This window comes from Phycobacter sedimenti, from assembly GCF_038148855.1.
Classification (GTDB): domain Bacteria; phylum Pseudomonadota; class Alphaproteobacteria; order Rhodobacterales; family Rhodobacteraceae; genus Phycobacter; species Phycobacter sedimenti.
In genome coordinates this window covers 133,672-156,055 of record NZ_JBBVGR010000009.1, presented here as the reverse complement: position 1 = coordinate 156,055, position 22,384 = coordinate 133,672, and the positions used below count along the sequence as shown (strand labels likewise).

The 22,384-nt window shown below is 61.1% G+C and carries 23 protein-coding genes; 11 read left to right on the top strand and 12 right to left on the bottom strand.

Annotated elements, in window-relative coordinates; genetic code table 11:
- Positions 1-10 precede the first annotated feature (10 nt).
- Positions 11-883: a phosphoribulokinase gene (locus AADA15_RS16495; RefSeq protein WP_341642656.1), complete on the bottom strand. Its 873-nt coding sequence runs from the start codon at positions 881-883 to the stop codon at positions 11-13.
- A gap of 24 nt (positions 884-907) precedes the next feature.
- On the bottom strand, positions 908-1,909 hold the full coding sequence (locus AADA15_RS16490; RefSeq protein WP_341642655.1) for a class 1 fructose-bisphosphatase: 1,002 nt from the start codon (positions 1,907-1,909) through the stop codon (positions 908-910).
- Between the two features lie 91 nt (positions 1,910-2,000).
- On the opposite strand from AADA15_RS16490, the gene AADA15_RS16485 reads away from it, so the two are divergent.
- A complete protein-coding gene (locus AADA15_RS16485; RefSeq protein WP_341642654.1) occupies positions 2,001-2,936 on the top strand; it encodes a LysR family transcriptional regulator in 936 nt (311 codons plus the stop codon).
- Positions 2,937-2,938: 2 nt separating this feature from the next.
- On the opposite strand, the gene AADA15_RS16480 is transcribed toward AADA15_RS16485, so the two are convergent.
- From AADA15_RS16480 to AADA15_RS16465, 4 genes are all read right to left on the bottom strand, one after another.
- Positions 2,939-5,254 carry a nitric oxide reductase activation protein NorD gene (locus AADA15_RS16480; protein ID WP_341642653.1) on the bottom strand — a complete coding sequence of 772 codons (2,316 nt, stop codon included), beginning with the start codon at positions 5,252-5,254 and terminating at the stop codon, positions 2,939-2,941.
- Positions 5,220-6,023: a CbbQ/NirQ/NorQ/GpvN family protein gene (locus AADA15_RS16475; RefSeq protein ID WP_341642652.1), complete on the bottom strand. Its 804-nt coding sequence runs from the start codon at positions 6,021-6,023 to the stop codon at positions 5,220-5,222. The genes AADA15_RS16480 and AADA15_RS16475 overlap by 35 nt, the downstream gene beginning before the upstream one ends.
- An 88-nt stretch (positions 6,024-6,111) precedes the next feature.
- Entirely contained in the window at positions 6,112-6,468 is a 357-nt protein-coding gene (locus tag AADA15_RS16470) for a ribulose bisphosphate carboxylase small subunit (protein WP_341642651.1), read from the bottom strand.
- A gap of 45 nt (positions 6,469-6,513) precedes the next feature.
- Positions 6,514-7,947, bottom strand: a complete 1,434-nt coding sequence (locus AADA15_RS16465) for a form I ribulose bisphosphate carboxylase large subunit (protein ID WP_341642650.1) — start codon at positions 7,945-7,947, stop codon at positions 6,514-6,516.
- A 122-nt stretch (positions 7,948-8,069) separates the two neighbouring features.
- On the opposite strand from AADA15_RS16465, the gene AADA15_RS16460 reads away from it, so the two are divergent.
- The 4 genes from AADA15_RS16460 (at position 8,070) to tig (ending at position 12,670) form a co-directional block, all read left to right on the top strand.
- Entirely contained in the window at positions 8,070-8,978 is a 909-nt protein-coding gene (locus AADA15_RS16460; RefSeq protein WP_341642649.1) for a LysR family transcriptional regulator, read from the top strand.
- 31 nt (positions 8,979-9,009) lie between these two features.
- Positions 9,010-9,591, top strand: a complete 582-nt coding sequence (locus tag AADA15_RS16455) for a hypothetical protein (protein ID WP_341642648.1) — start codon at positions 9,010-9,012, stop codon at positions 9,589-9,591.
- Between the two features lie 412 nt (positions 9,592-10,003).
- Entirely contained in the window at positions 10,004-11,119 is a 1,116-nt protein-coding gene (locus AADA15_RS16450) for a porin (protein WP_341642647.1), read from the top strand.
- Between the two features lie 219 nt (positions 11,120-11,338).
- Positions 11,339-12,670 (top strand): trigger factor, encoded by a 1,332-nt coding sequence (tig, locus tag AADA15_RS16445; protein ID WP_341642646.1) that lies wholly within the window; start codon positions 11,339-11,341, stop codon positions 12,668-12,670.
- 89 nt (positions 12,671-12,759) lie between these two features.
- Here the strand turns inward: tig and AADA15_RS16440 are convergent, their stop codons facing one another.
- Together AADA15_RS16440 and AADA15_RS16435 are read right to left on the bottom strand one after the other, a co-directional pair.
- Entirely contained in the window at positions 12,760-13,224 is a 465-nt protein-coding gene (locus tag AADA15_RS16440; protein ID WP_341642645.1) for a transglycosylase SLT domain-containing protein, read from the bottom strand.
- Between the two features lie 401 nt (positions 13,225-13,625).
- Positions 13,626-13,988, bottom strand: a complete 363-nt coding sequence (locus AADA15_RS16435) for a hypothetical protein (protein WP_341642644.1) — start codon at positions 13,986-13,988, stop codon at positions 13,626-13,628.
- Positions 13,989-14,174: 186 nt separating this feature from the next.
- On the opposite strand from AADA15_RS16435, the gene AADA15_RS16430 reads away from it, so the two are divergent.
- Positions 14,175-14,753, top strand: a complete 579-nt coding sequence (locus AADA15_RS16430; protein WP_341642643.1) for a hypothetical protein — start codon at positions 14,175-14,177, stop codon at positions 14,751-14,753.
- 75 nt (positions 14,754-14,828) lie between these two features.
- Here AADA15_RS16430 and rplI read toward each other — a convergent pair whose 3' ends face one another.
- Genes rplI through rpsF form a run of 3 tightly spaced genes read right to left on the bottom strand, consistent with a single transcriptional unit; the run spans position 14,829 to position 16,071 of the window.
- Entirely contained in the window at positions 14,829-15,449 is a 621-nt protein-coding gene (gene rplI, locus AADA15_RS16425; RefSeq protein WP_341642642.1) for a 50S ribosomal protein L9, read from the bottom strand.
- Positions 15,450-15,461: 12 nt separating this feature from the next.
- On the bottom strand, positions 15,462-15,689 hold the full coding sequence (rpsR, locus tag AADA15_RS16420; protein WP_005982441.1) for a 30S ribosomal protein S18: 228 nt from the start codon (positions 15,687-15,689) through the stop codon (positions 15,462-15,464).
- A 28-nt stretch (positions 15,690-15,717) separates the two neighbouring features.
- Entirely contained in the window at positions 15,718-16,071 is a 354-nt protein-coding gene (gene rpsF, locus AADA15_RS16415) for a 30S ribosomal protein S6 (RefSeq protein ID WP_341642641.1), read from the bottom strand.
- 379 nt (positions 16,072-16,450) lie between these two features.
- On the opposite strand from rpsF, the gene AADA15_RS16410 reads away from it, so the two are divergent.
- Positions 16,451-17,026 (top strand): YceI family protein, encoded by a 576-nt coding sequence (locus tag AADA15_RS16410; RefSeq protein WP_341642640.1) that lies wholly within the window; start codon positions 16,451-16,453, stop codon positions 17,024-17,026.
- A gap of 396 nt (positions 17,027-17,422) precedes the next feature.
- Here the strand turns inward: AADA15_RS16410 and AADA15_RS16405 are convergent, their stop codons facing one another.
- The gene (locus tag AADA15_RS16405; RefSeq protein ID WP_341642639.1) at positions 17,423-18,691 is read right to left on the bottom strand and encodes a cytochrome b/b6 domain-containing protein; all 1,269 of its coding nucleotides are present in this window, start codon (positions 18,689-18,691) and stop codon (positions 17,423-17,425) included.
- A gap of 184 nt (positions 18,692-18,875) precedes the next feature.
- Here AADA15_RS16405 and fabD point away from each other — a divergent pair, with 184 nt between their 5' ends.
- The 4 genes from fabD (at position 18,876) to AADA15_RS16385 (ending at position 22,123) form a co-directional block, all read left to right on the top strand.
- Positions 18,876-19,808, top strand: a complete 933-nt coding sequence (gene fabD / locus AADA15_RS16400; protein WP_341642638.1) for an ACP S-malonyltransferase — start codon at positions 18,876-18,878, stop codon at positions 19,806-19,808.
- A 70-nt stretch (positions 19,809-19,878) separates the two neighbouring features.
- Positions 19,879-20,616, top strand: coding sequence for a 3-oxoacyl-[acyl-carrier-protein] reductase (gene fabG, locus AADA15_RS16395; protein ID WP_341642637.1), 738 nt, complete (start codon positions 19,879-19,881; stop codon positions 20,614-20,616).
- A 363-nt stretch (positions 20,617-20,979) separates the two neighbouring features.
- Positions 20,980-21,213, top strand: coding sequence for an acyl carrier protein (locus tag AADA15_RS16390; RefSeq protein WP_065273474.1), 234 nt, complete (start codon positions 20,980-20,982; stop codon positions 21,211-21,213).
- Positions 21,214-21,379: 166 nt separating this feature from the next.
- Positions 21,380-22,123, top strand: coding sequence for a 1-(5-phosphoribosyl)-5-[(5-phosphoribosylamino)methylideneamino]imidazole-4-carboxamide isomerase (locus AADA15_RS16385; protein ID WP_341642636.1), 744 nt, complete (start codon positions 21,380-21,382; stop codon positions 22,121-22,123).
- The last annotated feature ends 261 nt before the right edge of the window (positions 22,124-22,384 follow it).

Here is a 22,384-nt window from a genome sequence, read left to right as displayed (position 1 = left end):
GCAGGTCTCCTCAGGCCCGTTTCGCGTCATGGACCAGCCGGTGCACCATGGGGGTGAAGATCAGCTGCATGGCGAGGTCCATCTTGCCGCCCGGAATGACCAGGCTGTTGGCGCGGGTCATCCAGCTGTCGTGGATCATCGACATCAGATAGGGGAAATCGATGCCGCGCGGGTTCTTGAAGCGGATCACCACCAGGCTTTCGTCCGGGGTGGGGATCCAGCGCGCGATGAAGGGGTTGGAGGTATCCACCACCGGCACGCGCTGGAAGTTGATGTCGGTTTCGGAAAACTGCGGGCAGATGCAATGCACGTAGTCCTGCATCCGCCGCAGGATGGTTTCTGTCACGGCTTCGGTCGAATAGCCGCGCGATTCCCGGTCACGGTGGATCTTCTGGATCCATTCGAGGTTGATTACCGGAACCACCCCGATCTTGAGATCCGCAAAGGCGGCAAGGTTCACCTCGTCATTCACCACCGATCCGTGCAGGCCTTCGTAGAACAGAAGATCGGAATCGTCGGGAAAAGGCGCCCAGGCGGTGAATTCTCCCGGTGGCACACCGGTTTTCTCGGCTTCTTCGGCGTCATGCACATAGGTGCGGGTGCGCCCCTTGCCGGTCTCGGCGTATTCGCGAAAGACGCGCTCCAGCTCTCCCAGCTCGTTGGCGTCATAGGAGAAATGCGAAAACGTGTGATCGCCCGCTGCCTGCCGCCGCTCCAGCTCGGCGCGCATGTCGGCGCGGTTGTAACGGTGAAAGGCGTCGCCTTCGATCGAGACGGATTTGATGCCTTCGCGGCGAAAGATCTGGTCGAAGGTCTTTTTCACGGTCGAGGTGCCAGCCCCGGAGGATCCCGTGACACTGATGATCGGGTGCTTGATGCTCATGTCGATGTCCTGAAGGTAGTGGGATCAGGCGCGGAAAAGCCCGCGCGATCCAAACAGCGCCGATGTCTCTTCATCCGGCAGATCGTGGTAGGTGGCGACCCGCGCGACCTTGTTGGCCGAGCCAAAGACGAAGGGGGTACGAATATGCAAGCTGTGCGGCACGGCATCCAGGATGGGCTCCTGCCCATCGGTGGCGCGACCACCCGCCTGTTCGATCAGCATGGCAATAGGCGCGCATTCGTAGACATAGCGCAACCGGCCCTGGCCGTAGCCCTGCCTCTCGTCGGCTGGATACAGGAAGATGCCGCCACGGGTCAGGATGCGATGGGTTTCCGCCACCAGGGAGGCGATCCAGCGCATGTTGAAATCGCTGCCCATCGGGCCTTCGCTACCCGCGACACGGTCGTCGATATAGGCGCGGATCGGTTTGCTCCAATGGCGGTAGTTGGAGGTGTTGATGGCGTATTCCCGTGAATCCGGCGCGATCACGCCCAGCGTGCCAAGCAGCCTGAACTGGCCGGATTCGGGGTCCAGAACGTATTTCAGCACGCCGTTCCCAAGGGTCACCATCAGCGCGCACTGCGGCCCGAAGATCGCATAGCCCGCTGCCAGAAGATCGCGCCCCGGACGCAGGAAGGAGGCCTCGGGCGTGTCGGCTGCCGGATAGATCCCGAAGATCGTCCCGATCGAGACATTGGTGTCGATATTGGAAGAGCCATCCAGCGGGTCGATTGCAACGGCGAATTGGCCATCCGGATTCATGGTGACCACGCAGTCCTGCTCTTCGGAGGCATAGTGGCGGGTATTGCCCTGGGCGAGCGCCTCCATGAAGGCTTCGTCCGCGATCACATCCAGCGCCTTTTGCGCGTCACCATCGGTGTTGGTGCCGGCCGCGCCACCCAGGTTTTCGTCGATGCCGCCGCGTGCGATACGCCGGGCCAGCGAGGCGGCCACCCCGGCCAGCCGGTCGAGTTCCGCAATCAGCGCGGGGTCGGCGCCCTGCGGTACCTGATCTAGAGTTTTCATGTGGTGGTCCTCCCTCTCGAAAGAACAGTTGCAAGAAAGTGAATTTTTATGGAATTTAAAAAATATGAACCATGATTAGGAAAATTCGAAAATGCGCCGTGATGCCATCACTCTCAAACAATTGCGCGCGCTTCTGGCGGTGGCGGAAACCGGTTCGCTGACAGCGGCTGCGGATCTGTTGCATCAGACGCCGCCGACAATTCACAGCCAAATCAGGAACCTGGAGGGCGCAGTTGGAGAGGCTCTGCTGGAGCGTGCCAGTGATGGCACCGGGTTCCACCCGACAGCGGCCGGCCAGGAGATGCTGGCTGCCGCCCATCGGATCGAGGCGAATTTGTCGCATGCGGAACGCCAGATCCTTGCCTTGGCAGAGGGGCGTCGTGGCCATGTGGTGCTGGGTACGGTCTCAACGGCGAAATATTTCGTGCCCCGTCTGGTGCGCCTGTTGCAGGATCGGATCCCGGATGTGGAGATCTCTTTGCGGGTGGCCAACCGGTCGGAGGTGATCCAGGCGCTGGGGCGGGGCGAATATGATCTGGCGATCATGGGGCGGCCGCCGCGCAGCGTGATCCACCGTGCCATTCCCCTGGGGCCGCATCCGCATGGGATCGTTCTGCCGCCCGATCATCCGCTGGCGCAGGAGGACGGCTACGCGCCGCACCGGCTGATGCAGGAGACCTTTCTGAGCAGGGAAGAGGGCTCGGGCACGCGGATCCTGATGGAACGGTTCATTGAACGTCTGGGGGAGGGGCAGACACCAAAGAAGGTTGAAATGCCTTCCAACGAGACCATCAAACAGGCGGTTCTGGCAGGATTGGGGATCGCCTTCCTGTCGCTGCACACCGTGCATGACGAACTTGCATCTGGGCGGTTGGCGCTGCTCCGGGGACGGGATCTGCCGGTGATGCGCCATTGGTACCTGATCACCGGTGCCGCCAATGGCGAGGAGGTGCCTCCGGCGACCAAGCTCTGCGCGCAGGAAATCGACGCCTTATCAGGTGTTTACTTACCGACGTTCAAGGCGTGAGTTTAGCGGGTGAGCGCGGCATAGAGCTGCGGCAGACGTTCCGGCAGGCGTTCGACCCGGTCGAGGATCATTGCGCCGCGCGGGCCAAAGATGCGTTGCACATAGGCATCCGCACCGGGATCCAGCGTCAGGCAGAAAGGGGTGATGCCGCTTTGTGTGGCTTCCTCAACCGCGCGGCGGGTGTCGGCGCGCAGGTATTGTGGGTCGCGCACATCGATATCGGCGGGGGCCCCATCGGTCAGCACCAGCATCAGCTTGCGCGCGGCCTTCACCCGTTTCATCTGCGCCGTTGCGTGGCGGATCGCTGTTCCCATGCGGGTGGAAAGCCGCCCTTCGGCGCCCATCAGCCGCGCGGTCGCCAGATCCTCCCATGGCTGGTCGAAATCCTTGAACCTCTCGTAATAAACCTGCGACCGCCCGTCCGAACAGAAACCATGGATCGCAAAGGCATCGCCCACCCGGTTGATCGCCTCCGACAGAAGCACACAGGCCGATTTAGTCAGGTCCATCACGGTAGAACCATCGCCTACGGGATCGTTCGTTGATTCCGACAGATCCAGCAGCACCATGACGGCGGTGTCGCGGGTCTTGTGCACCTGGCGCATCATTACGCGCGGGTCGGGCTGTCGGCCCATGCGGATGTCGATGGCGGCCGTGATCGCTGCGCCGATGTCGATTACATCGCCATCCTCCAGCTTGCGGATGCGCTGCATGCCTTGCGGGCGCATGGCATCAAGCCGGTGTTTCAGCCGCTCCATCACCGGGCGGTGTTCGGCCAGAATCGCCTCCGCCCCGGTTGGGTCGCCCAGACGCGGGCGACGCTCCAGCACCGTGGCCCAGGCCGGGCGCATCATTTGAATGGTGTGATCAAATTCATCATACATCACCGGCGGAGCCAGTGGCTCGCGACCTTCCTTTTCGTTGAAGCTGTTGCCGTCGTCATCAAAGATTTCCGCCGACTGCACCCAGATTTCCTGTGCGTCATCGCCTGCGGTTTCCACCTCCACCTCGTTTACCATTTCGCTGACCGAGACGTATTTGCGCACCTGCGGGGGCGGGGCGTATTCCGTGTTGAACTCCTGCTCCTCGAACTCCCACAAGAGCCGGTTGTCGCAGCGGTAGGGGCAGGAGGGATGATCGGTATAGGCGGAATATGGCTGGGCGCGCAGGCGTTCGGCCAGGCGCAGGCCCAGATCGCGGGCGGCTTCCGCGTGCGTCAGATCCAGCTGCGCGAATTCGCCCTGTACCCAAGACGCAAGATCGCTTTCGGCTGGCTGATCCGCCAACAGGAGGGCGCGGGCAATGCGGTCGAACTCTCCGGCGATGCCGGGGGCGGTGTCCTTGTGAAACGGTGCCCAAAGATCACGCAGCCGGGGCAGGCGGGCGATGGCAAGGCTTTCTGCGCGGGCGTCCTCAATGAGCCCGATCATGGCCGATTGCAAGGCGTTCAGCCCCTCGCCCTGAATGGGTTTGCGCAGGCAGGCCAGATGCGCGGCCAGATGTGCGGCCTGCGCGCGGTAGAGATCCAGAGCCGCCTGATCCCGCCAATCGTCCAGCGCGTCCGGCAGGTGCAGGCTGTAGCCCTCGTAATAGGGGCGCAGGCCTGCGCGATCTTCGAAGTCACCTGCGGTGGGGGTGAGCATGAAATCCCGCCCCCAAAGCGCGCGCAGATACATCATCAGCCGCCGCTGCACGTCGATCAGCAGGGTGCCCTTGCGTTCGCGCTGAATGATCGCGCGGCTTTCTTCGGTTTCTAGCGAGAAATAGGCCAGCAGCTCCTTGAAGTTGGTCCGGTGCGCCTCCACCCCCCAATCGGCCCAGCGGCGCAGGCCGCCGAGGGTCAGAACCTCCAAGAGGTCGGAAAGGTGGTCCAGCATGGGCCGTACGGCGCGGGGTGCGCGGGCCAGAAGATGCTCCAGAAAGCGCAGGTAGGCCATGAAGAGCGTGGCATCGCCAAGTCGCATCGCGGCCTGCGGAGATGTCTCCAACAGCCGGGCAATCACCGCGCCCGAGGTGCGGGAGGCAAAGCCCAGCAGCAGCGGCAGCAGATCGCTGAGGACATCCTCGCCCAGATCGCGGGCAAGGGCCGGTGCGGCCTCGATCCAGGCGATAACCGGATCCAGGCCCCGGCCCAGTTGCATCAGGGCCTCAGAGCCGCGCAGCCAGGTGTCCAGGGCGCGGGGCGACAGTTTGCGCCGCGCATCGGGCAGGGCGGCCAGCAGGACCTCGGCGGCCACGGGCGGCAGGCTGTCCAGCAGGCCCGCGTGATCCGCGGGCAGGGCCTCAGAACCAGGTTGCAACAGCGGCATCGAGAGCATCGCGCATATCCGGATCATCGGTGATGGAATTGACCAGCGCCATGGAGCAGGCGGCGCGCGGGGCGATGCCACCCTTGATCAGGCGGCCGGCGTGGATCAGCATGCGGGTCGAAACCCCTTCGTCCAGCCCGTGGCCCTTGAGGTTGCGGGAGCGCGCGCCAATCTCGACCAGTTTTCCGGCGGTTTCGGGATCAATACCGGCCTCATGGGCCAGGATTTCGGCTTCGCTCTCCCCTTCGGGCCAGGTGAAGTTCATCGCCGCAAAGCGTTGTTTTGTCGACTGTTTCAGGTCTTTCATCAGGGATTGGTAGCCGGGGTTGTAGCTGATCACGATCAGGAAATCGGGGTGCGCCTGCAACAATTCGCCCTTCTTTTCCAAGGGCAGAACCCGGCGGTCATCGGTCAGCGGATGGATGGCGACAGTGGTGTCCTGTCGGGCCTCGACAACCTCATCCAGGTAACAGATCGCGCCATGGCGGGCGGCAAAGGTCAGCGGGCCATCCTGCCAGCGGGTGCCGTCGGCATCCAAGAGATAACGCCCCACCAGATCCGAGGCGGTCATATCCTCGTTGCAGGCGACGGTCACCAGCGGGCGGCCCAGTTTCCAGGCCATATGTTCCACGAACCGCGTCTTGCCACAGCCGGTCGGCCCTTTCAGCATCACCGGGATACGGGCATCCCAGGCGGCGGTGAACAGCTCCACCTCGTCGCCGGTCTGCCGCCAGAAGGGCGCATCCGTGACGCGGAATTCGTCAAGCATATCTTTCATGGCGGGCTCCTCCTGCTGGCCGGGGAATTTGGTCTGGGCTTGGGATTTGCTGCCCGGCCACGAGGGAGTACCGGGCAGCAAAGGGGAATCAGATCATCTGACCGCGGTAGACGACCATGTTGGCGCCCTGGCTTTGGGTGAAGTTGTCGTATCCCAAAAGGCGCACGTGGTGCTTGGGATTGGCGGCGTGGCATTCGTCCAGCTCGGCCAGGATGGCGTCCACGTCGGTTTCGCCAAACATCGGCAGCTTCCACATGTACCAGTAATAGCCGGAGGCATTGCTGGGTTCGGTGTGTTCGATCGCCGGGTTCCAGCCGTTGGTGACGATCCATTCCACCTGTTTACGGATCTGGTCCTTGGTCATTTCCGGCAGGTAGGAGAAGGTCTCCATCTTGCGGGAGGCGGGATCCGACAGGCGGGAGGGGTAGTCCTGAATGGTGCTCATGGTCTTGGTCCTTGTTGTGATGTGTTCGAGAGAGAGCTGCCGGGATCAGCGGTGCTGCACGTCCAGCTTGTCGACGGTGTCGAACTCGAACTTGATTTCCTTCCAGGTCTCCATCGCGGATTTCAGTTCCGGCGAGTGTTTGGCTGCGGCCATCAGGATGTCCTTGCCCTCCTTTTCGATCTCGCGGCCCTCGTTGCGGGCTTGCACGCAGGCTTCCAGCGCCACGCGATTGGCCGCAGCGCCCGCCGCATTGCCCCAGGGGTGGCCCAGGGTGCCGCCGCCGAATTGCAGGACGGAATCATTGCCAAAGATCGAAACCAGCGCGGGCATGTGCCAGACGTGGATCCCGCCCGAGGCCACCGGGAAGACGCCCGGCATGCTGCCCCAGTCCTGATCGAAGAAGATGCCCATCTCGCGGTCTTCCTTGACGAACTTGTCGCGCATCAGGTTGATCCAGCCCAGCGTCGCGTTGCGGTCGCCTTCCAGCTTGCCCACGACCGTGCCCGAATGCAGGTGGTCGCCGCCCAGCAGGCGCAGCAGTTTGGCGAGAACCCGGAAGTTGATGCCGTGGTTGGGGTTGCGGTCCATCACCGCGTGCATGGCGCGGTGCACGTGCAGCAGCATCCCGTTGTCGCGGCACCATTTCGAGAGGGAGTTATGCGCCGCCCAGCCGATGGTCAGATAGTCGGACATGATGATGGGGGTGCCGATCTCCTTGGCGAATTCGGCGCGCTTGAACATCTCTTCCACCGTCGGAGCGGTGACGTTCATGTAGTGGCCCTTGCGCTCACCGGTTTCGGCCTGGGCCTTGTCGATCGCTTCCTGACAGAACAGGAAGCGATCCCGCCAGCGCATGAAGGGCTGGGAGTTGACGTTCTCGTCGTCCTTGGAGAAGTCCAGACCGCCGCGCAGCACCTCATAGACGGCGCGGCCATAGTTCTTGGCCGACAGGCCCAGTTTCGGTTTGATGGTGCAGCCCAGCAGGGGACGGCCGTATTTGTCCATCTTGTCGCGCTCGACCTGGATGCCGTGCGGCGGGCCAAAGCAGGTTTTGACGAACCAGATCGGGAAGCGCACGTCCTCAAGGCGCAAGGAGCGCACGGCCTTGAAGCCAAAGACGTTTCCGACGATCGAGGTGAAGACGTTGACGACTGAGCCTTCCTCGAACAGGTCTGCGGGGTAGGCGATGAAGGCATAAAAGGCTTCGTCCTGACCCGGCACATCCTCGATCCGGTAGGCGCGGCCCTTGTAGTGGTCGAGATCGGTCAGAAGGTCGGTCCACACGGTCGTCCAGGTCCCGGTGGAGCTTTCGGCGGCCACGGCGGCGGCGGCTTCTTCGCGCGGGACCCCGTCCTGCGGGATCACCTTGAAGACGGCGAGGACGTCAGTTTCCTTGGGGCTATAGGCGGGATCCCAGTAGGTGGACCGGTATTCCTTGACGCCGGCGTCATATTTCTTGGCTGGTGCATGCATGTTCATGGCTTGTCTCCTCCTCGTGGCTGCCGGCAGGGCAGGCCACTTCATCGGGGATCAGGAAGCCACAGTTGATGAATATACAAAAATGAATAGTTTTTATTATCAGAATAGATTATTGTTTATTCATGAGGTATTCCCTTCGCCAATTGCAGATCTTTCAGGAGGTTGCACAGCATCTCTCCTACACGCGCGCGGCCGAAATGCTGCATCTGACCCAACCTGCCGTCTTTGCCCAGGTACGCCAGCTTGAGGATCAGACCGGCCACAAGCTGATCGAGAGGAAGGGGAAAACCCTGTTTCTGACCGAAGCCGGTGAGACGGTACTGCTGTCTGCGCAGCGCATTCTGGGCGAGGCAGAAGATCTTGATATGCGCCTTACGGAACTGCGCGGTCTTGCGCGTGGACGCCTTCGCCTGGCGGTGGTTTCCACGGCGAAATACGATATTCCCGCGCGGATCGGAGCCTACAGCAAAAGCTATCCGGGAATCGACGTGGCCCTGACGGTGTGCAACCGCGAAGAGATCCTGTCGCGGTTCGACCAGAATGCCGACGATCTTTATGTGCTTGGCACGCCACCGCATGAATTGGAGGCCGAGATCGAGCGGTTTGCGGAAAACCCGCTGGTTGCGATTGCGCCGCCGGATCATCCGCTGGCCGCTCAAACAGGGCTGACTATGAAAGATCTGGCTGAATACCCCTTTCTGACACGGGAAAGCGGGTCGGGAACACGGCTGGCGGCGGAGCGCTGCTTTGAGGAGGCCGGGGCCGCGCCGCGCGTACGGCTGGAACTGGGCGCGAATGAAGCGGTCAAACAGGGGGTCATTGCCGGGCTGGGCCTTTCGGTTCTCAGCCGGTCGACGGTCGCGCTGGAGCTGCGGCACGGATACCTGACCGAACTGGACGTCGTGCCTTTTCCGATCGTCCGGCACTGGCATGCGGTCTGGCCCAAGGCCAGGCAGTTGACCTTGGCCGCCGAGGCCTTCCTGCAGCAATTGCGGGCGCCAATCCAAGGCGAAGGCGAAATTTCTGCATAAAAGATGGGGCCATGCAGGAGGACTTTAACCTATGTTTACCGAATCTGCCGAAAGTGGAACCGACAAGAAACAGAAAGTTTTCCCAATGAACGTTGCGCAGATCGGCTCTTCTCTTTCGGATTTTGCAAAAGCTCGTGCAAAGCGCGTGCAGTCCATCTTCGAAGATAACATCAGCTTGCCGTTCCTGGGCGATCACGCCGGTGGCCTGAATCCTGTCGAAGCGGTCTTTGCCAAATACGATCTTGCGGCGATCTCTCCGCGCGAAATCGATCAGTTGGCGTCGGACCTGGCCGCGGCCTTCTTTGACGACATTGAATTTCTTCGGGTGCTCATGAAACGGGGCGAGGCCTCCCTGACCAAAGCGCAAGAGCGGTTTTCGGGGGAGGGCTACAGCGTGTCCGGGTTTGACCCGACCGGAAAGCTGGATTTGCTACAGGTCAGCCGGGATCAGCTGAGCCTGTCCAGAGCCTTTGGTGGAGCGACGCAAGCTCAGGAGAGGTTCATCTCAAAGCTAGAGCGGATTGTGCTGCGAGGCGCGCATTTTGCGAAAGTCAGGACACAGGCGACCCAGGGATCAAAGTTGCTCGTCCTGTCTCAGGCCCAGCGGGTCTGACGGCGGCATCCCTCACCGAGAACCGCCCTTTTGGCCGGATTCTGGCATTGGGATGCATCGGTGATCACGATAATTTTGGCATCAGGCGGCGCAGCCGCCAGTAAAGATTTCGTGTGCACTGACGCACATGTTACGGGCCGTGAAGAGGGATGCGTGCAGCGCAATCCTGCTTTGCCCCAAGCGCATGCGCTATGTGATCTGCTTTATATAACGAGACCTCAAAAGGCGTCAGAGTGTCTGGAACTGGTGGGGATTGGCAAGAATCTGCCCAGTTTTCGAGGCGGTCCCGGACTGTCAGCGCGAACAGGATTTCAAGAGTGCTGCGGCGATTGCGCCAGACCTATGTTCAGGGCTGGTGCAGTCGCGAAAGACGGGGCTGCCGTGCCGTATGAAAACGTCAGGAGACACCTTAATGACACAAAAATTCGCTTCCCGAGCGCTTGCGGCCTCTGTTGCAGCCACGCTCGCGGCGCCTGCATTTGCGGGCCCGACCTATGAAAACAGCACTGGCGGTTCGTTCAGCTGGTATGGTCAGTTCAACCCGGCCTTCCAGTACTACGATGATGGCACCGAGACCTATGACCGTCTGGTTGATAACACCGGGTCCAACTCGCGCATCGGGTTCTGGCTGAAGCAGGCCTACGGGGAAAACACGCTGACCTTCCGGTTTGAAACAGCCTTTGGTCTGCGCGCATCTGATGGCGTAAGCCAGACAACCACCGGCGACAGCCTGAGCTGGACCCGCACCAACATTCGCCATGTGGATTTCCAGTTCGACACCGCACGCTACGGCAAGTTCTCGGCCGGTCAGGGCTCCATGGCGTCGGACGGTATCGCGGGCAGCGACGCTTCGGGGACCGGAGTCGCGGCGGGTGTTGCTGTTGCAGATCCGGCGGGCGGTTATGCCTTCCGCACCGCGGGCGGCGCTTTGAGCGGCGTATCGGTCGGCGATGCCTTCACCGACTATGACGGCGGTCGCCTGGGTCGTGTGCGCTACGATTCGGCCGACTTTGGCGGTTTCACCTTCTCGGCCTCCTACGGGACCGATATTCTGAAAACCAACAATGACCGCGAAACCTATGACATCGCGGTGCGCTATGGCAGCGAGTTCGGCGATCTGGCCGTGGACGCAGCTCTGGGCGCGGCCTGGACCGAAGAGACCGGCAAGGCCGACAAACGCGATGTCGTCGGCTCGTTCTCGGTTGCGCATAAACCCACCGGCCTGTCGCTGTCCGTTGCCGCGGGCGAGCGGGATATTGCGGGCAGCTACGCCTATGCAAAGCTGGGGTACAGCGCCAATCTGATCGCCGCCGGTTCGACCTCCTTCTCGGTCGACTACTATGACGGCTCTGACATGGTCACCGTCGGCGACTCGGCTGAATCCTGGGGCGTTGCTGCGGTTCAGAAAATCGACAAGTACAACGTCGAAGCCTATCTGGCCTACCGCGATTATTCCTACTCGGACACCTCTGCGACCCAGTATCAGGACAGCAACGTGATCCTGGCCGGCGCGCGCTGGAAATTCTAAGTCTGAACTGTAGGTTCCACGACGACAAGGCACGCCCCGCTATGGGGCGTGTTTTCTTTTGAAGGCTCCGTGACGGGGCGGAAACAGGCAGAAAACCTGCCCAATATGACTCTGAAGCTGGCAATGCCCCTTGCACCGAAGGCCCCGGCCAAATAGAAGGCCACAAATTGTCTGGGGGCGGAGCCTGCGCGCGCGCCCCGAATCTCTATGGGGTATAGGATGCAGGTCACCGAGACGCTGAACGAAGGTCTGAAACGCGGCTACGCCATCACTGTCACAGCTGCCGAGCTGGACGAGAAGGTCCAGGAAAAGCTGGTCGAGGCACGGCCGGAAATCGAAATGAAGGGTTTCCGCAAGGGCAAGGTCCCGATGGCGCTGCTGCGCAAGCAGTTTGGCCAGCGTCTGCTGGGCGAAGTCATGCAGGAAACCATCGACGGCGCGATGAACAAGCACTTCGAAGACAGCGGCGACCGTCCGGCCCTGCAGCCCGAAGTCAAGATGACCAACGAAGACTGGAAAGAGGGCGACGACGTCAACGTCGAGATGTCCTACGAGGCGCTGCCCGAGATCCCCGAAGTGGATCTGTCCGTCATCGCAGTTGAAAAACTGGTCGTCAAAGCCGAAGACGAAGCCGTTGACGAGGCGCTGAACAACCTGGCCGAAACCGCCAAGGACTTTGAGGCGCGTGACGAAGGCGCAGCCTCCGAAGATGGCGACCAGGTCGTGATCGACTTCGTGGGCAAGGTTGATGGCGAAGCCTTTGACGGCGGCTCGGCCGAAGATTACCCGCTGGTTCTGGGCTCCAACTCCTTCATCCCCGGTTTCGAAGATCAGCTGGTTGGCGTGAAGGCCGGTGAAGAAAAAGACGTGACCGTCACCTTCCCCGAAGACTACCAGGCTGAAAACCTGGCCGGTAAGGAAGCCGTGTTCTCCTGCACCGTGAAAGAGGTGAAAGCCCCCAAAGCGGCCGAGATCGACGACGAACTGGCCAAGAAATTTGGTGCCGAAGATCTGGAAGCCCTCAAAGGCCAGATCCGTGAGCGTCTCGAAGCCGAATACGCCGGGGCAGCCCGCGCCGTGATGAAGCGCGCCACCCTCGACAAGCTGGACGAACTGGTCTCTTTTGATCTGCCGCCGTCGCTGGTCGAAGCCGAAGCCAAGGACATCGCGCACCAGCTGTGGCACGAGGATAACCCCGAAGTGCACGATCACAACCACGGTGAAATCGAAACCACCGAGGAGCACACCAAACTGGCCGAGCGCCGCGTGCGCCTTGGTCTGCTTCTTGCCAACCTTGGCGAGAAGGCAGAGGTTCAGGTGTCCGACGCCGAAATGACCCAGGCCATCATGGCGCAGGCCCGCCAGTATCCGGGCCAGGAACGCCAGTTCTTCGAGTTCATCCAGCAGAACGCTCAGATGCAGCAGCAGCTGCGCGCGCCGATCTTCGAAGACAAGGTGATCGATCACGTCTTTGCACAGGCAAGCGTGACGGAAAAAGAGGTCTCCAAAGAGGACCTGCAGAAAGCCGTTGAGGCGCTGGACGACGAATAAATCGTCCCTCGCCTGAAAAATGCAAAGGCCGCTCGAATGAGCGGCCTTTTTCTGTTCTGGTCTGATCAAGGACTCTGATTATGGATGCATCAGGGGCGCAGGCCCGTTTCCTGGAGCATGCCGCGGCGCTTGGCTTCGTAGTAATAGCCGCGCGCATAGTGCCTGATCGCGGTATCCTCACTGTCGTCTGACAATATCCACGCGCCCCGCAGGTATTTCACAGCGAATTCCAAATTGGTGTCCGCATCAAGCAGATCGCTCGGCTCGCCCCCGAATCCCATGGCCCGCGCGGTCGCTGGCAGGATCTGGAGCAATCCGTAATAGGGTCGGTTGATCGCCTCCGGCCTATGGGTGCTCTCGCGTACCGCCAATCTGTGCACCAATGTCCGTGGCACCTCGTAGTGATCCGCCCAGTAGTTGATTTTTTGCCGCAGGTCCGGCGTTTCGTTCGGATAAAGCGGCGGCGAATAACGGGTTGTGGCTTCAGTTGGTTGGCTACAGCCGGTCGCGAGCAAGGCACAGGAAAGTAGGATTGATACGTGACGTCGAAGCATCCGAAGGCTCTCTTGCAAAATGGGGTTCGCGCAGAAAGTAGAAGCAGAGCTGAAGGCTCACAATCGGGTCCTGTTTCCGACGGGTGCATCGGCAAAAGCTCTCCTGTCGTCGGCGGAACATTTCCTATTCGGCAGGCACAGACCGTGAATTGGACAAAAGTCCCTACAATTCGATTTTCTAAGGATTTGTTCACTTTCGAGCAAAATGCGAAAATCACCACATATTGAGGCACAAGACCCTCAGAGGGGCTGCGCCGCTTTCGCCTGCGGTTCGGCCTCCAGCCAGAGCAGTAAGGGGCCGCGCCTGTTTCCCACATATCGCGGCCCCACCTGCTGTTGGGGTGTCCTCATCCATCCCGGTATCGACGTTCCCAGCACCAATAGGCTGGATGCGTGGCGCTCTAGCCGGTCACGGGATGGCCGCGGTTCTGCATGCAGCGCACCACGTAATTGCGCTGCGCCTGTTTGACCTGAATGTCGCCGACCGCAGCCCCGGCCATCGCGCCCGCAATCGCCCCGACCAGCGCCTTGTCGCTGTTTTCCGTTGCCCCTACGAGCGCACCGCCAGCACCGCCCAGAGCTGCACTCTTGCCGATGTGACCCTGACCAATCTGCTGCGCTTCGGCCTGGCATTGCGCCAGATCCGCCTGATAGGTCGGGCCAGGGGTTCCTGCCAGAGAAAGAGGTGCATCAACTGGCGGCGTATCGCAGCCTGCGAGGGTGGCGGCGCAGAGGCCTGCTATGGCGAGAGATCGAACCATCATTGTCAGCTTCCTTTGTCAAAACGCGCGTCCGTTGCTCTGATGCTATGATCGGCGGGGCCAGCATTCCAGTGGGAAGAGTGTGGGAAATGCGGCACGGCAAGATCGTGCCTAGCCAAGCGCGCATGGCACATTGATCTTGCAAGGCACAAGGCTATGATTGTCATGGTCATTTTTTAAGGATTTTCGATGCGGCGTCTTAGACAGCTATCCGGTTTTGGTCTCTTCTGTTTGGCTTTGTCACAGCCTGTTGCTTCATCCGAGGTGGATATCGAAACGGCTGACCTTTCCCGTGAAGAGCTTGTGGCCCGCATCATTGCCGCCGGGACCTCGGCATCCGACCGGCGCCGCACGGGGGTCGAGATCGATGGCTGTATGGTCACCACCTTTGCCCATGAGCCCTACCAGGACTTTGGCTGGGTATTGCATACCCTTTTCGAATTCGACATCGGGCTGGTGCAGATAAGCCGGTCGCGAGAGGGCGAGTTGAGTATGTTTGTCAAGGCCAACTCCATAAACCCCAATATGGCCTTGGTGATTTTCGAGGCTATCCCGCCATACAAGGTGCCCCACGAAATGCCTGCCTATAGAGAGCCAAAGACCCCCGTCAGGCGTTCGGACAGAGAGGGTCCCATCGAGTATTTCTTTATCGAAAACGAGGATTTCTTGGTGCTGATGGAAAATGTCACCGGTCCACAGCAAGGTCGCGACTTTGCCCGTGGCCTGATGCGGTTGCGCAGTGAATACTGTCTGCCATCGTCGTCGTAGGGTAGGCCACAAGAAGAAAAAGGCCGCGTCCCATATGGGCGCGGCCTTTCTGTTTGTCTTGCGGATCCGATGGGATCAGGCGTTGGTTTCTTCTTCGCCTGCGGCTGCCGGAGAGGCGTCGCCTTCGTCGTCGTCGGACGCGGCAGAGCCGATGTCGTCAAACAGCTCGGAGATTTCGAATTCCGCAGCGGCTTCCTCTTCGGCGGCCAGTTCCTGGATGGACTTGCCAGAGGCCTGCAGCTCGGCTTCTTCGGCCGAGCGGGCCACGTTCAGGCTGATGGTGACCATCACTTCCGGGTGCAGGTGCACTTCGGCCTCGTGCAGACCAAGGGACTTGATCGGCTCGCGGATGATGACCTGCTTGCGGTCCACGGAGAAACCTTCCTCGGTGGCAACTTCAGCTGCATCACGCGGGGTGACGGAGCCGTAGAGGTTGCCGCCATCGGAGGCGGAGCGAATCACGACGAACTGCTGGCCGCCCAGCTTTTCGCCCAGAGCCTCGGCTTCTTTCTTGGTCTCCAGGTTGCGCGCTTCAAGCTGCGCTTTCTGGGATTCGAAAGCCGCGATATTGGCTTCGGAAGCGGTCTTCGCCTTGCCCTGGGGCAGGAGGAAGTTGCGTGCATAGCCGGGCTTGACGTCAACGACGTCGCCCATCTGGCCTAGCTTGGCCACACGTTCAAGAAGGATAACTTGCATGTCGAGGTCTCCTTACTTCACGGCGTAGGGCAGCAGGGCGAGGAAGCGGGCGCGTTTGATGGCGCGGGCCAGTTCACGCTGCTTCTTGGCCGAAACGGCGGTGATACGGGAGGGAACGATCTTGCCGCGCTCAGAGATGTAGCGCTGCAGAAGACGGGTGTCTTTGTAATCGATCTTCGGCGCATTGTCGCCCGAGAAGGGGCACACTTTGCGGCGGCGGAAAAACGGTTTGGCTGCCATGGTTTAGCGTCCTTTTCTCAAGCGTTGATCAGCGGCGTTCACGGCGACCTTCACGGTCGTCACGCTTCTGCATCTGAACCGAGGGGCCTTCTTCGTGCTCGTCGACCTTGATGGTCAGAACGCGCATCACGTCTTCGTGCAGGCGCATCAGGCGTTCCATTTCCTGGATCGCTGCCGCAGGGGCGTCGGTGCGCAGGAAGGCATAGTGGCCCTTGCGGTTCTTGTTGATCTTGTAGGCCATCGTCTTGACGCCCCAGTACTCGCTGTCGACGAGCTTGCCGTCGTTGTCAGTCAGTACGGCGCCGAAGTGTTCGATGAGGCCTTCAGCTTGCGAGTTGGACAGGTCCTGACGCGCAATCATTACATGCTCATAGAGGGGCATGCGAACTCCTGTTTCTGTCTGGGCGCATTTCATAGACCGGGCTGTTGTCCCTTCCGCGGCCAGGTCACGAGAGGCTGCGCGGATCGAAAATCGTGCGGAAGGAAGCCCCCATATACAGCCTTTGCCGTGGAGGGCAAGCCATATTGCGCCCCAAGTTCGATCGGAGTTTGGCCCGCATGGATCTGCAAGGCCCGCGCGCGCCGTGACGGGCGGTGTGACCGGTTCCGCTGTTGGGCGGAAGATTTCCGCACAGGCCGGTGTCCGATCCAGTGTTCGATCAAGAACACGTTATGTGGAGTTTTGCCCGTATCATTTCGTCGGCAGTTGCCACAATTGTTTTCACATCAGTTCACACCAACTCGTATCGGAGTTCCTGACCATGAAACACCTTCTGCTTGCCGCTGCCCTGACCGGAGCAACCGCAACCGCTGCTGTCGCCGCGCCCGAGAAATACGCTCTGGACGCAAGCCACAGCCAGATCCTGTTCAGCTACAACCACCTTGGCTTCTCCACGACCTGGGGCATGTTCTCGGGCTTTGAAGGCGAGATCATGTTCGATCAGGAGGATCCTGCCGCCTCCAGCGTGTCGGTCTCCATGCCGGTCATGTCCATGTTCACCGGCTGGGAAGGCCGTTTTGATCACTTCATGTCCAAGGATTTCTTTGAAGCCTCCGAGGATGAAATGGTTTCCTTCACTTCGACCGGCATCGAAGTCACCGGCGAGAACACCGCCAAGATCACCGGCGATCTGACCCTCAATGGTGTGACCAAATCGGTGGTTCTGGATGCCAAGCTGAACCAGACCGGCGACCACCCGATGGCAGGCAAGCCCTGGGCCGGCTTTGACGCCACCACCACCCTGGTGCGCAGCGACTTCGGCCTCGGCAAGTTTGCCCCCTACGTGAGCGACGAAGTTGAAGTCCAGATCTCGATCGAGGCGATGAAAGCCGAGTAATCGGTTTTCACGGCCTTCAGTTGGTATCGAACGCCGCGCCCTCTGGTGCGGCGTTTTCATTTGCAGCGGCTCACGCGCCGGTCAGGTCGTCTGTTGCGCGCCCGGACCGGGGTGCGGGCCGACCGGGAGATTGCCCTGGGCCGAAAAGCGGCGGCGAGGCACAGGGCAGGTCGGGGGGCAGGCCGAGGATTGGTCCGATCTGGACTTGCCAAGGCGATCGGCCGGGCAATGCCGGCGGTTTGCAGGTCTGCTCTCCTTCTCTGGCTTACGGGCCTCACTTGACCATTCCAGCCCGTCACGGACAGACAAAAGGCCCCGTGAAGGGGCCTTTTGGTGGATCTTTCGGGGATGCGCCTGAGCGACGCTGTCTGTCGGCGCAGGGCTGTCAGCCGCAGATCACGGAGCGCCCTTCTTGGCCGTGAGGGCAACGTCGATGTCCACCGCAAAGGCAAGGGTCCCTTCATCCTGTGTGCCCTGGCCGATGTTGAAGTCCAGCCGGTTGACCCTTGTCGTGCCGCGCATGGTGGCCGTGTCCCCGGCAAATGTCAGCTCGAACGGCAGGGTGATGGGCACGCTTTGATCGCGGATGGTCAGCGGTCCGGTCGCCTCATACCCCGTTTCGGTCTTGACGATCTCGCCTTCAAAGCGCGCGGTCGGATATGTCGCGCTGTCAAAGTAGTCGGCCCCCATGGCCTGATCGGTCACCGACCCGAGGCTGAGGGACGGTATTGCGATTGTCACCTCCACCTTGCCTGCGGGCCCCGGCGCGGACGGCTCTTCAAAATCGATCACTGCGTTCCAGTCTGAAAACTGTCCCTCGACGACACTTCCCATCTGGGTGATGGAGATCCCGAGTGTTCCCGTTTCAACTTGCCAGCCGCCAGCGGCGTCGGTCGCTGCGCCAACGGGCGCCGCTGCGTCTTGGGTCTCGGTAGTCGGCGCGGTTTTCGCGGTTTGCGGTGCGTGTTCGCCTGCGTCACCCAAAATGCTGCCCACCACCAGGACGACAACAAAGATTGCAACTGCAACGGCTGCCGGACGCAGGCTGTGCGTCTGTGCGGGAGGTTGCGGCATCGCTCCAGAGCCGGGTAGCATCCGGCGCAGAGTCGAGTCCTGGTCGATCACATGGTGCTTCAGTGCGCCTGCAACATGGAGGGCCAGCGACGCGGCTAGGGTCCAGACAAGGATCTCATGCGCGCCGCCGAACAGATGAGCCACCTCTTCTGATTTCGGAACGAACGGCAGCGACTGACCAAATGGCCAGAAAATCGGTGCGAACCCGGTGGTCGCCGCATGATGGATCCAGCCCGTGAGCGGTACGGCGACAAGCGATCCATAGAGCATCCAGTGCACCACCTCGGCGGCCAATGCCTCAAGCTTGTTGTCCGGATGCAGCAGTCCCGGCTTTTCGCCGCTGATGGCCCAAAGGATGCGCAGCAGCGCCACAAAGAAGACGGCAACGCCCACGGTCTTATGAATGGAAAACAACAGAGCCGCGCGGCTGATGGTGCTTTGCGAGCCGTCAAAATCCGGGCTTTGGATATAGTGGGCCAGCTCATTGGCGAAATAGCCCAGGGGAAAAGCAGCAAAGATCAGCAGTGCCGTCAGCCAGTGGAAGGCCTTGGCGACGCTGCCGTACTCGGAAAAACTGTTGCGGGCGGACATGGGGGAGGACTCCGTAGGTTGCGACACCATGCAGCCTAACGTCTGGTGCGGCGCGGGCAATCACATAGGCTGTCACTGGGCGCGCATTCGGGGTGCGCGCACGCGGGCAAGGCGCAGATCACTTGTACGCAAGGGCCGCTGCGTCTAAACCGGCTGAAATGGCAAAAAAGGGATGAGGTCATAAATGACTGTCGCATTTGTGTTTCCGGGGCAGGGCGCCCAGACTATCGGCATGGGCAAGGAACTGGCAGAGGCCTATCCGGCGGCCAGGGCGGTCTTTGACGAGGTGGATGAGGCGCTTGGCGAGTCCTTAAGCGGTTTGATCTGGGACGGCGATATCGAGACCCTGACCCTGACCCGCAATGCACAGCCTGCGCTGATGGCGACCTCCATGGCGGCCATGCGGGCTCTGGAGGCCGAAGGGATCGCGATCCACAAGGCGGCCTTTGTCGCCGGGCATTCGCTGGGCGAGTATTCCGCTCTGGCCGCCGCCGGGGCGATTTCCCTTGCCGATACCGCGCGTCTGCTGCGTACCCGTGGCGGTGCCATGCAGGATGCGGTGCCAGTCGGGGAGGGCGCGATGGCTGCCATCCTTGGTCTCGATCTGGAGGCCGTGCGTGCGGTGGCAGAAGAGGCCGCCCAAGGCGAGGTCTGCCAGGCCGCAAATGACAATGATCCAACGCAGGTGGTGGTCTCCGGCTCCAAGGCGGCCGTGGAACGCGCTGCCGAAATCGCCAAGGAAAAAGGCGCCAAACGCGCCGTGATGCTGCCGGTCAGCGCACCCTTCCACTGTGCCCTGATGCAGCCCGCCGCGGATGTGATGGCCGAGGCTCTGGCTGGCGTTGAAATCAAATCCCCAGCCGTGCCGCTGATCGCGAATGTGCGCGCAGATGCGGTGGTTGACCCGGATGAGATCCGCGCCCTTCTGGTGGAGCAGGTGACAGGCTCCGTGCGCTGGCGCGAGAGCGTTCAGAGCATGGCTGCCAAGGGCGTCACCGAGTTCTGGGAAATCGGTGCCGGTAAGGCCCTGTCGGGGATGATCCGCAAGATTGATCGTGATTTGGCCTGCCGCCAGGTTGGCACCCCCGAGGGCGTGAAGGCCGCGCTCGAGGCCTGAAGCCAGATTTCAACACTACGGGCTCCCCGCAGTTTACCTGCCCGGAGCAGATGAAAAACGAGGAAATGACATGTTTGATCTGACGGGAAAGAACGCCCTGATCACCGGCGCCTCCGGCGGTATTGGCGGCGATATTGCCCGCGCGCTTCATGCGGCCGGTGCCACTGTTGCCCTTTCGGGCACCCGCGAAGAGCCGCTGAAGGCGCTGGCCGAAGAGCTGGGCGAGCGCGCCTTTGTCTTGCCCTGCAACCTCAGCGATGCCGAGGCGGTCGAGGCGCTGCCGAAACAGGCGGCCGAGGCGATGGGCTCGGTGGATATCTTGGTCAACAACGCCGGAATCACCCGCGACAACCTTTTCATGCGCATGAAGGACGAGGAATGGCAAAGCGTACTGGACGTGAACCTCACCTCCACCATGCGTCTGTGCCGGGGCGTTCTGCGTGGTATGATGAAGGCCCGCTGGGGGCGGATCATCAACATTTCCTCCATCGTGGGCGCCACAGGCAATCCGGGGCAGGCAAACTATGCTGCCTCCAAGGCCGGTATGGTTGGCATGTCCAAATCGCTGGCCTATGAGGTCGCCAATCGCGGTATTACCGTGAATGCGATCGCGCCGGGGTTCATCGCGACCGCGATGACCGACAAGCTGACTGATGACCAGAAAGGGAACATCCTCAGCCAGGTGCCCGCCGGACGGATGGGAGAATCGAAAGAGATCGCCGCGGCGGTTCTGTATCTGGCCAGCGCAGAGGCCGCCTATGTCACCGGCAGCACGCTGCATGTGAATGGCGGCATGGCGATGCTCTGAGCCTTGGTTCGGTCGCCCTGTATGGGCGGCCGGGCGGAGGGGTGCATGGCATAACCTTCAGATTTTATTGAGGTTTGGAGAAAAGTACAGGGGCAGGGGTTGCAGGTGTGCCGATCAAGCGCCATTTGCCCCTCCAGCATGCGCAGACGCAGGGTTCCGGGGAGCGCCGGGAGGTTGCGAAAACGTTTGCCTCTGGGCGCGTCTGTGCTATAGGCGGCCCATATTCGCGCTGACCGGGACACACTCCAAGTCGGCTGTCTCCGCTTCGCGGGGGAACAACCGCCCGGACCGGGCAAAACAATGCCAGCCCGTGCGGGTAAGGGCAAAACCGGGCAGATTGCCCTGAAGAAACGAGGAATGGATATGAGCGACGTCGCAGACCGCGTGAAAAAGATCGTTGTAGAGCACCTGGGTGTTGAAGAAGCCAAAGTGACCGAGAATGCCTCGTTCATCGACGATCTGGGCGCCGACAGCCTGGACACGGTCGAACTGGTCATGGCCTTTGAAGAAGAGTTCGGCATCGAGATCCCGGACGATGCAGCCGAAACCATCCAGACCTTCGGTGACGCGGTGAAATTCATCACCGAAGCTTCCTAAGAGATTTATTCACACTCTTGTGAATTGTGCGGCGGCGCTTTCCTGTTGGAAAGCGCCGTTTTGCGTCATGGGGACCCCAGGTTTTTTGTGGCGGACTGATCCTTAGGCAGAGCTGCCTGTGTTAGCATTGTACAAGAGCGATGCACCGGTGAGGAGGAGACCCGCCATGATGATCTACCCGACGATGGAACTGATGAATGGCCGCTGCGTGACGCTGGACAAGGGGCGGCTCGATAACCCGATGCTTTGGCACGTGGATCCTGTCGAAACCGCCAAGGGGTTTGCAGCCGACGGCGCGGAATGGATGCACTTGACGGATTTCAACGCGGTGCAGGGGGACGGGGCGAACAGGGCCCTGGTGGAGGACATCATTCGCAGTGCCGGCATTCCCGTGCAGCTTGGTGGCGGGATGCGCAGCCGCGAGCAGATCGAGCACTGGATCGACCGCGGGGCGGGCCGCGTGACCGTTGGCACCCTGGCTGCGCGTGACCCGGCGCTGGTTTCCGAACTTGCCAGACAGCACCCCGATCAGATCGTTCTGGCGGTGGATGTCTGGCAGGGGCAGGTGATGACCGAAGGCTGGCGCAAGTCCGGTGCCTTTGCGCCGGGTGCCTATATCGAGGCTTTCGAAGATGCCCCTTTTGCAGCCATCATCATCACGGATATCGACAGTGACATGTCGGACCTGGAGGCGCAGCTTGGCCTTATTGCGGGGCTGGCAGAGCGCGCCAAAGCGCCGGTTATCGCCAGCGGCGTGGTGCGCAGCGCCGACGATATCTCGCGGCTCAAGTATATTCGCAACATCTCCGGTGCCTTGGTCGGACGGGCCCTGTTCCGCAGGGCGTTGACCTTGAGACAGGCTCTGGATGTTGCCCGTCCACAGCCGGAACCGGTTGCGGATTTTCTCTGACGCACCGATCATGAAGGCGTTTGCTGCGTTGGCGCGCTCCGTTTGTGGGCGCGCTGTGGGGGCACGGCTCGGTCAACATGTGCAGTTCGGGGGCGCTACGGCCGTATGAAACGGGCACGGCCCCAGTCGAAAATGTGTCCAAGCCTTTGCAAATGTTGAAAAGCGGAGCCATTTGAGCGTGACCTCGCTGCAGGGGGCTCCATGGGGACGTCGGCGCACTTGCACCTTTTGTCCAATCCAATGTATCTGGGTGGACGAATT

Excerpts from the sequence above, each read along its gene's own strand:
- AADA15_RS16480 (WP_341642653.1), bottom strand. The coding sequence starts at position 5,254 with ATGCTCTCGATGCCGCTGTTGCAACCTGGTTCTGAGGCCCTGCCCGCG.
- AADA15_RS16465 (WP_341642650.1), bottom strand. The coding sequence starts at position 7,947 with ATGAACATGCATGCACCAGCCAAGAAATATGACGCCGGCGTCAAGGAA.
- AADA15_RS16430 (WP_341642643.1), top strand. The coding sequence starts at position 14,175 with ATGCGGCGTCTTAGACAGCTATCCGGTTTTGGTCTCTTCTGTTTGGCT.
- AADA15_RS16455 (WP_341642648.1), top strand. The coding sequence starts at position 9,010 with ATGTTTACCGAATCTGCCGAAAGTGGAACCGACAAGAAACAGAAAGTT.
- AADA15_RS16390 (WP_065273474.1), top strand. The coding sequence starts at position 20,980 with ATGAGCGACGTCGCAGACCGCGTGAAAAAGATCGTTGTAGAGCACCTG.
- rpsF (WP_341642641.1), bottom strand. The coding sequence starts at position 16,071 with ATGCCCCTCTATGAGCATGTAATGATTGCGCGTCAGGACCTGTCCAAC.
- AADA15_RS16490 (WP_341642655.1), bottom strand. The coding sequence starts at position 1,909 with ATGAAAACTCTAGATCAGGTACCGCAGGGCGCCGACCCCGCGCTGATT.
- AADA15_RS16385 (WP_341642636.1), top strand. The coding sequence starts at position 21,380 with ATGATGATCTACCCGACGATGGAACTGATGAATGGCCGCTGCGTGACG.
- AADA15_RS16440 (WP_341642645.1), bottom strand. The coding sequence starts at position 13,224 with ATGCTTCGACGTCACGTATCAATCCTACTTTCCTGTGCCTTGCTCGCG.
- fabD (WP_341642638.1), top strand. The coding sequence starts at position 18,876 with ATGACTGTCGCATTTGTGTTTCCGGGGCAGGGCGCCCAGACTATCGGC.
- AADA15_RS16475 (WP_341642652.1), bottom strand. The coding sequence starts at position 6,023 with ATGAAAGATATGCTTGACGAATTCCGCGTCACGGATGCGCCCTTCTGG.
- AADA15_RS16405 (WP_341642639.1), bottom strand. The coding sequence starts at position 18,691 with ATGTCCGCCCGCAACAGTTTTTCCGAGTACGGCAGCGTCGCCAAGGCC.
- AADA15_RS16460 (WP_341642649.1), top strand. The coding sequence starts at position 8,070 with ATGAGGTATTCCCTTCGCCAATTGCAGATCTTTCAGGAGGTTGCACAG.
- AADA15_RS16450 (WP_341642647.1), top strand. The coding sequence starts at position 10,004 with ATGACACAAAAATTCGCTTCCCGAGCGCTTGCGGCCTCTGTTGCAGCC.
- AADA15_RS16470 (WP_341642651.1), bottom strand. The coding sequence starts at position 6,468 with ATGAGCACCATTCAGGACTACCCCTCCCGCCTGTCGGATCCCGCCTCC.
- rpsR (WP_005982441.1), bottom strand. The coding sequence starts at position 15,689 with ATGGCAGCCAAACCGTTTTTCCGCCGCCGCAAAGTGTGCCCCTTCTCG.
- tig (WP_341642646.1), top strand. The coding sequence starts at position 11,339 with ATGCAGGTCACCGAGACGCTGAACGAAGGTCTGAAACGCGGCTACGCC.
- AADA15_RS16485 (WP_341642654.1), top strand. The coding sequence starts at position 2,001 with ATGCGCCGTGATGCCATCACTCTCAAACAATTGCGCGCGCTTCTGGCG.
- AADA15_RS16435 (WP_341642644.1), bottom strand. The coding sequence starts at position 13,988 with ATGATGGTTCGATCTCTCGCCATAGCAGGCCTCTGCGCCGCCACCCTC.
- fabG (WP_341642637.1), top strand. The coding sequence starts at position 19,879 with ATGTTTGATCTGACGGGAAAGAACGCCCTGATCACCGGCGCCTCCGGC.
- AADA15_RS16495 (WP_341642656.1), bottom strand. The coding sequence starts at position 883 with ATGAGCATCAAGCACCCGATCATCAGTGTCACGGGATCCTCCGGGGCT.
- rplI (WP_341642642.1), bottom strand. The coding sequence starts at position 15,449 with ATGCAAGTTATCCTTCTTGAACGTGTGGCCAAGCTAGGCCAGATGGGC.
- AADA15_RS16410 (WP_341642640.1), top strand. The coding sequence starts at position 16,451 with ATGAAACACCTTCTGCTTGCCGCTGCCCTGACCGGAGCAACCGCAACC.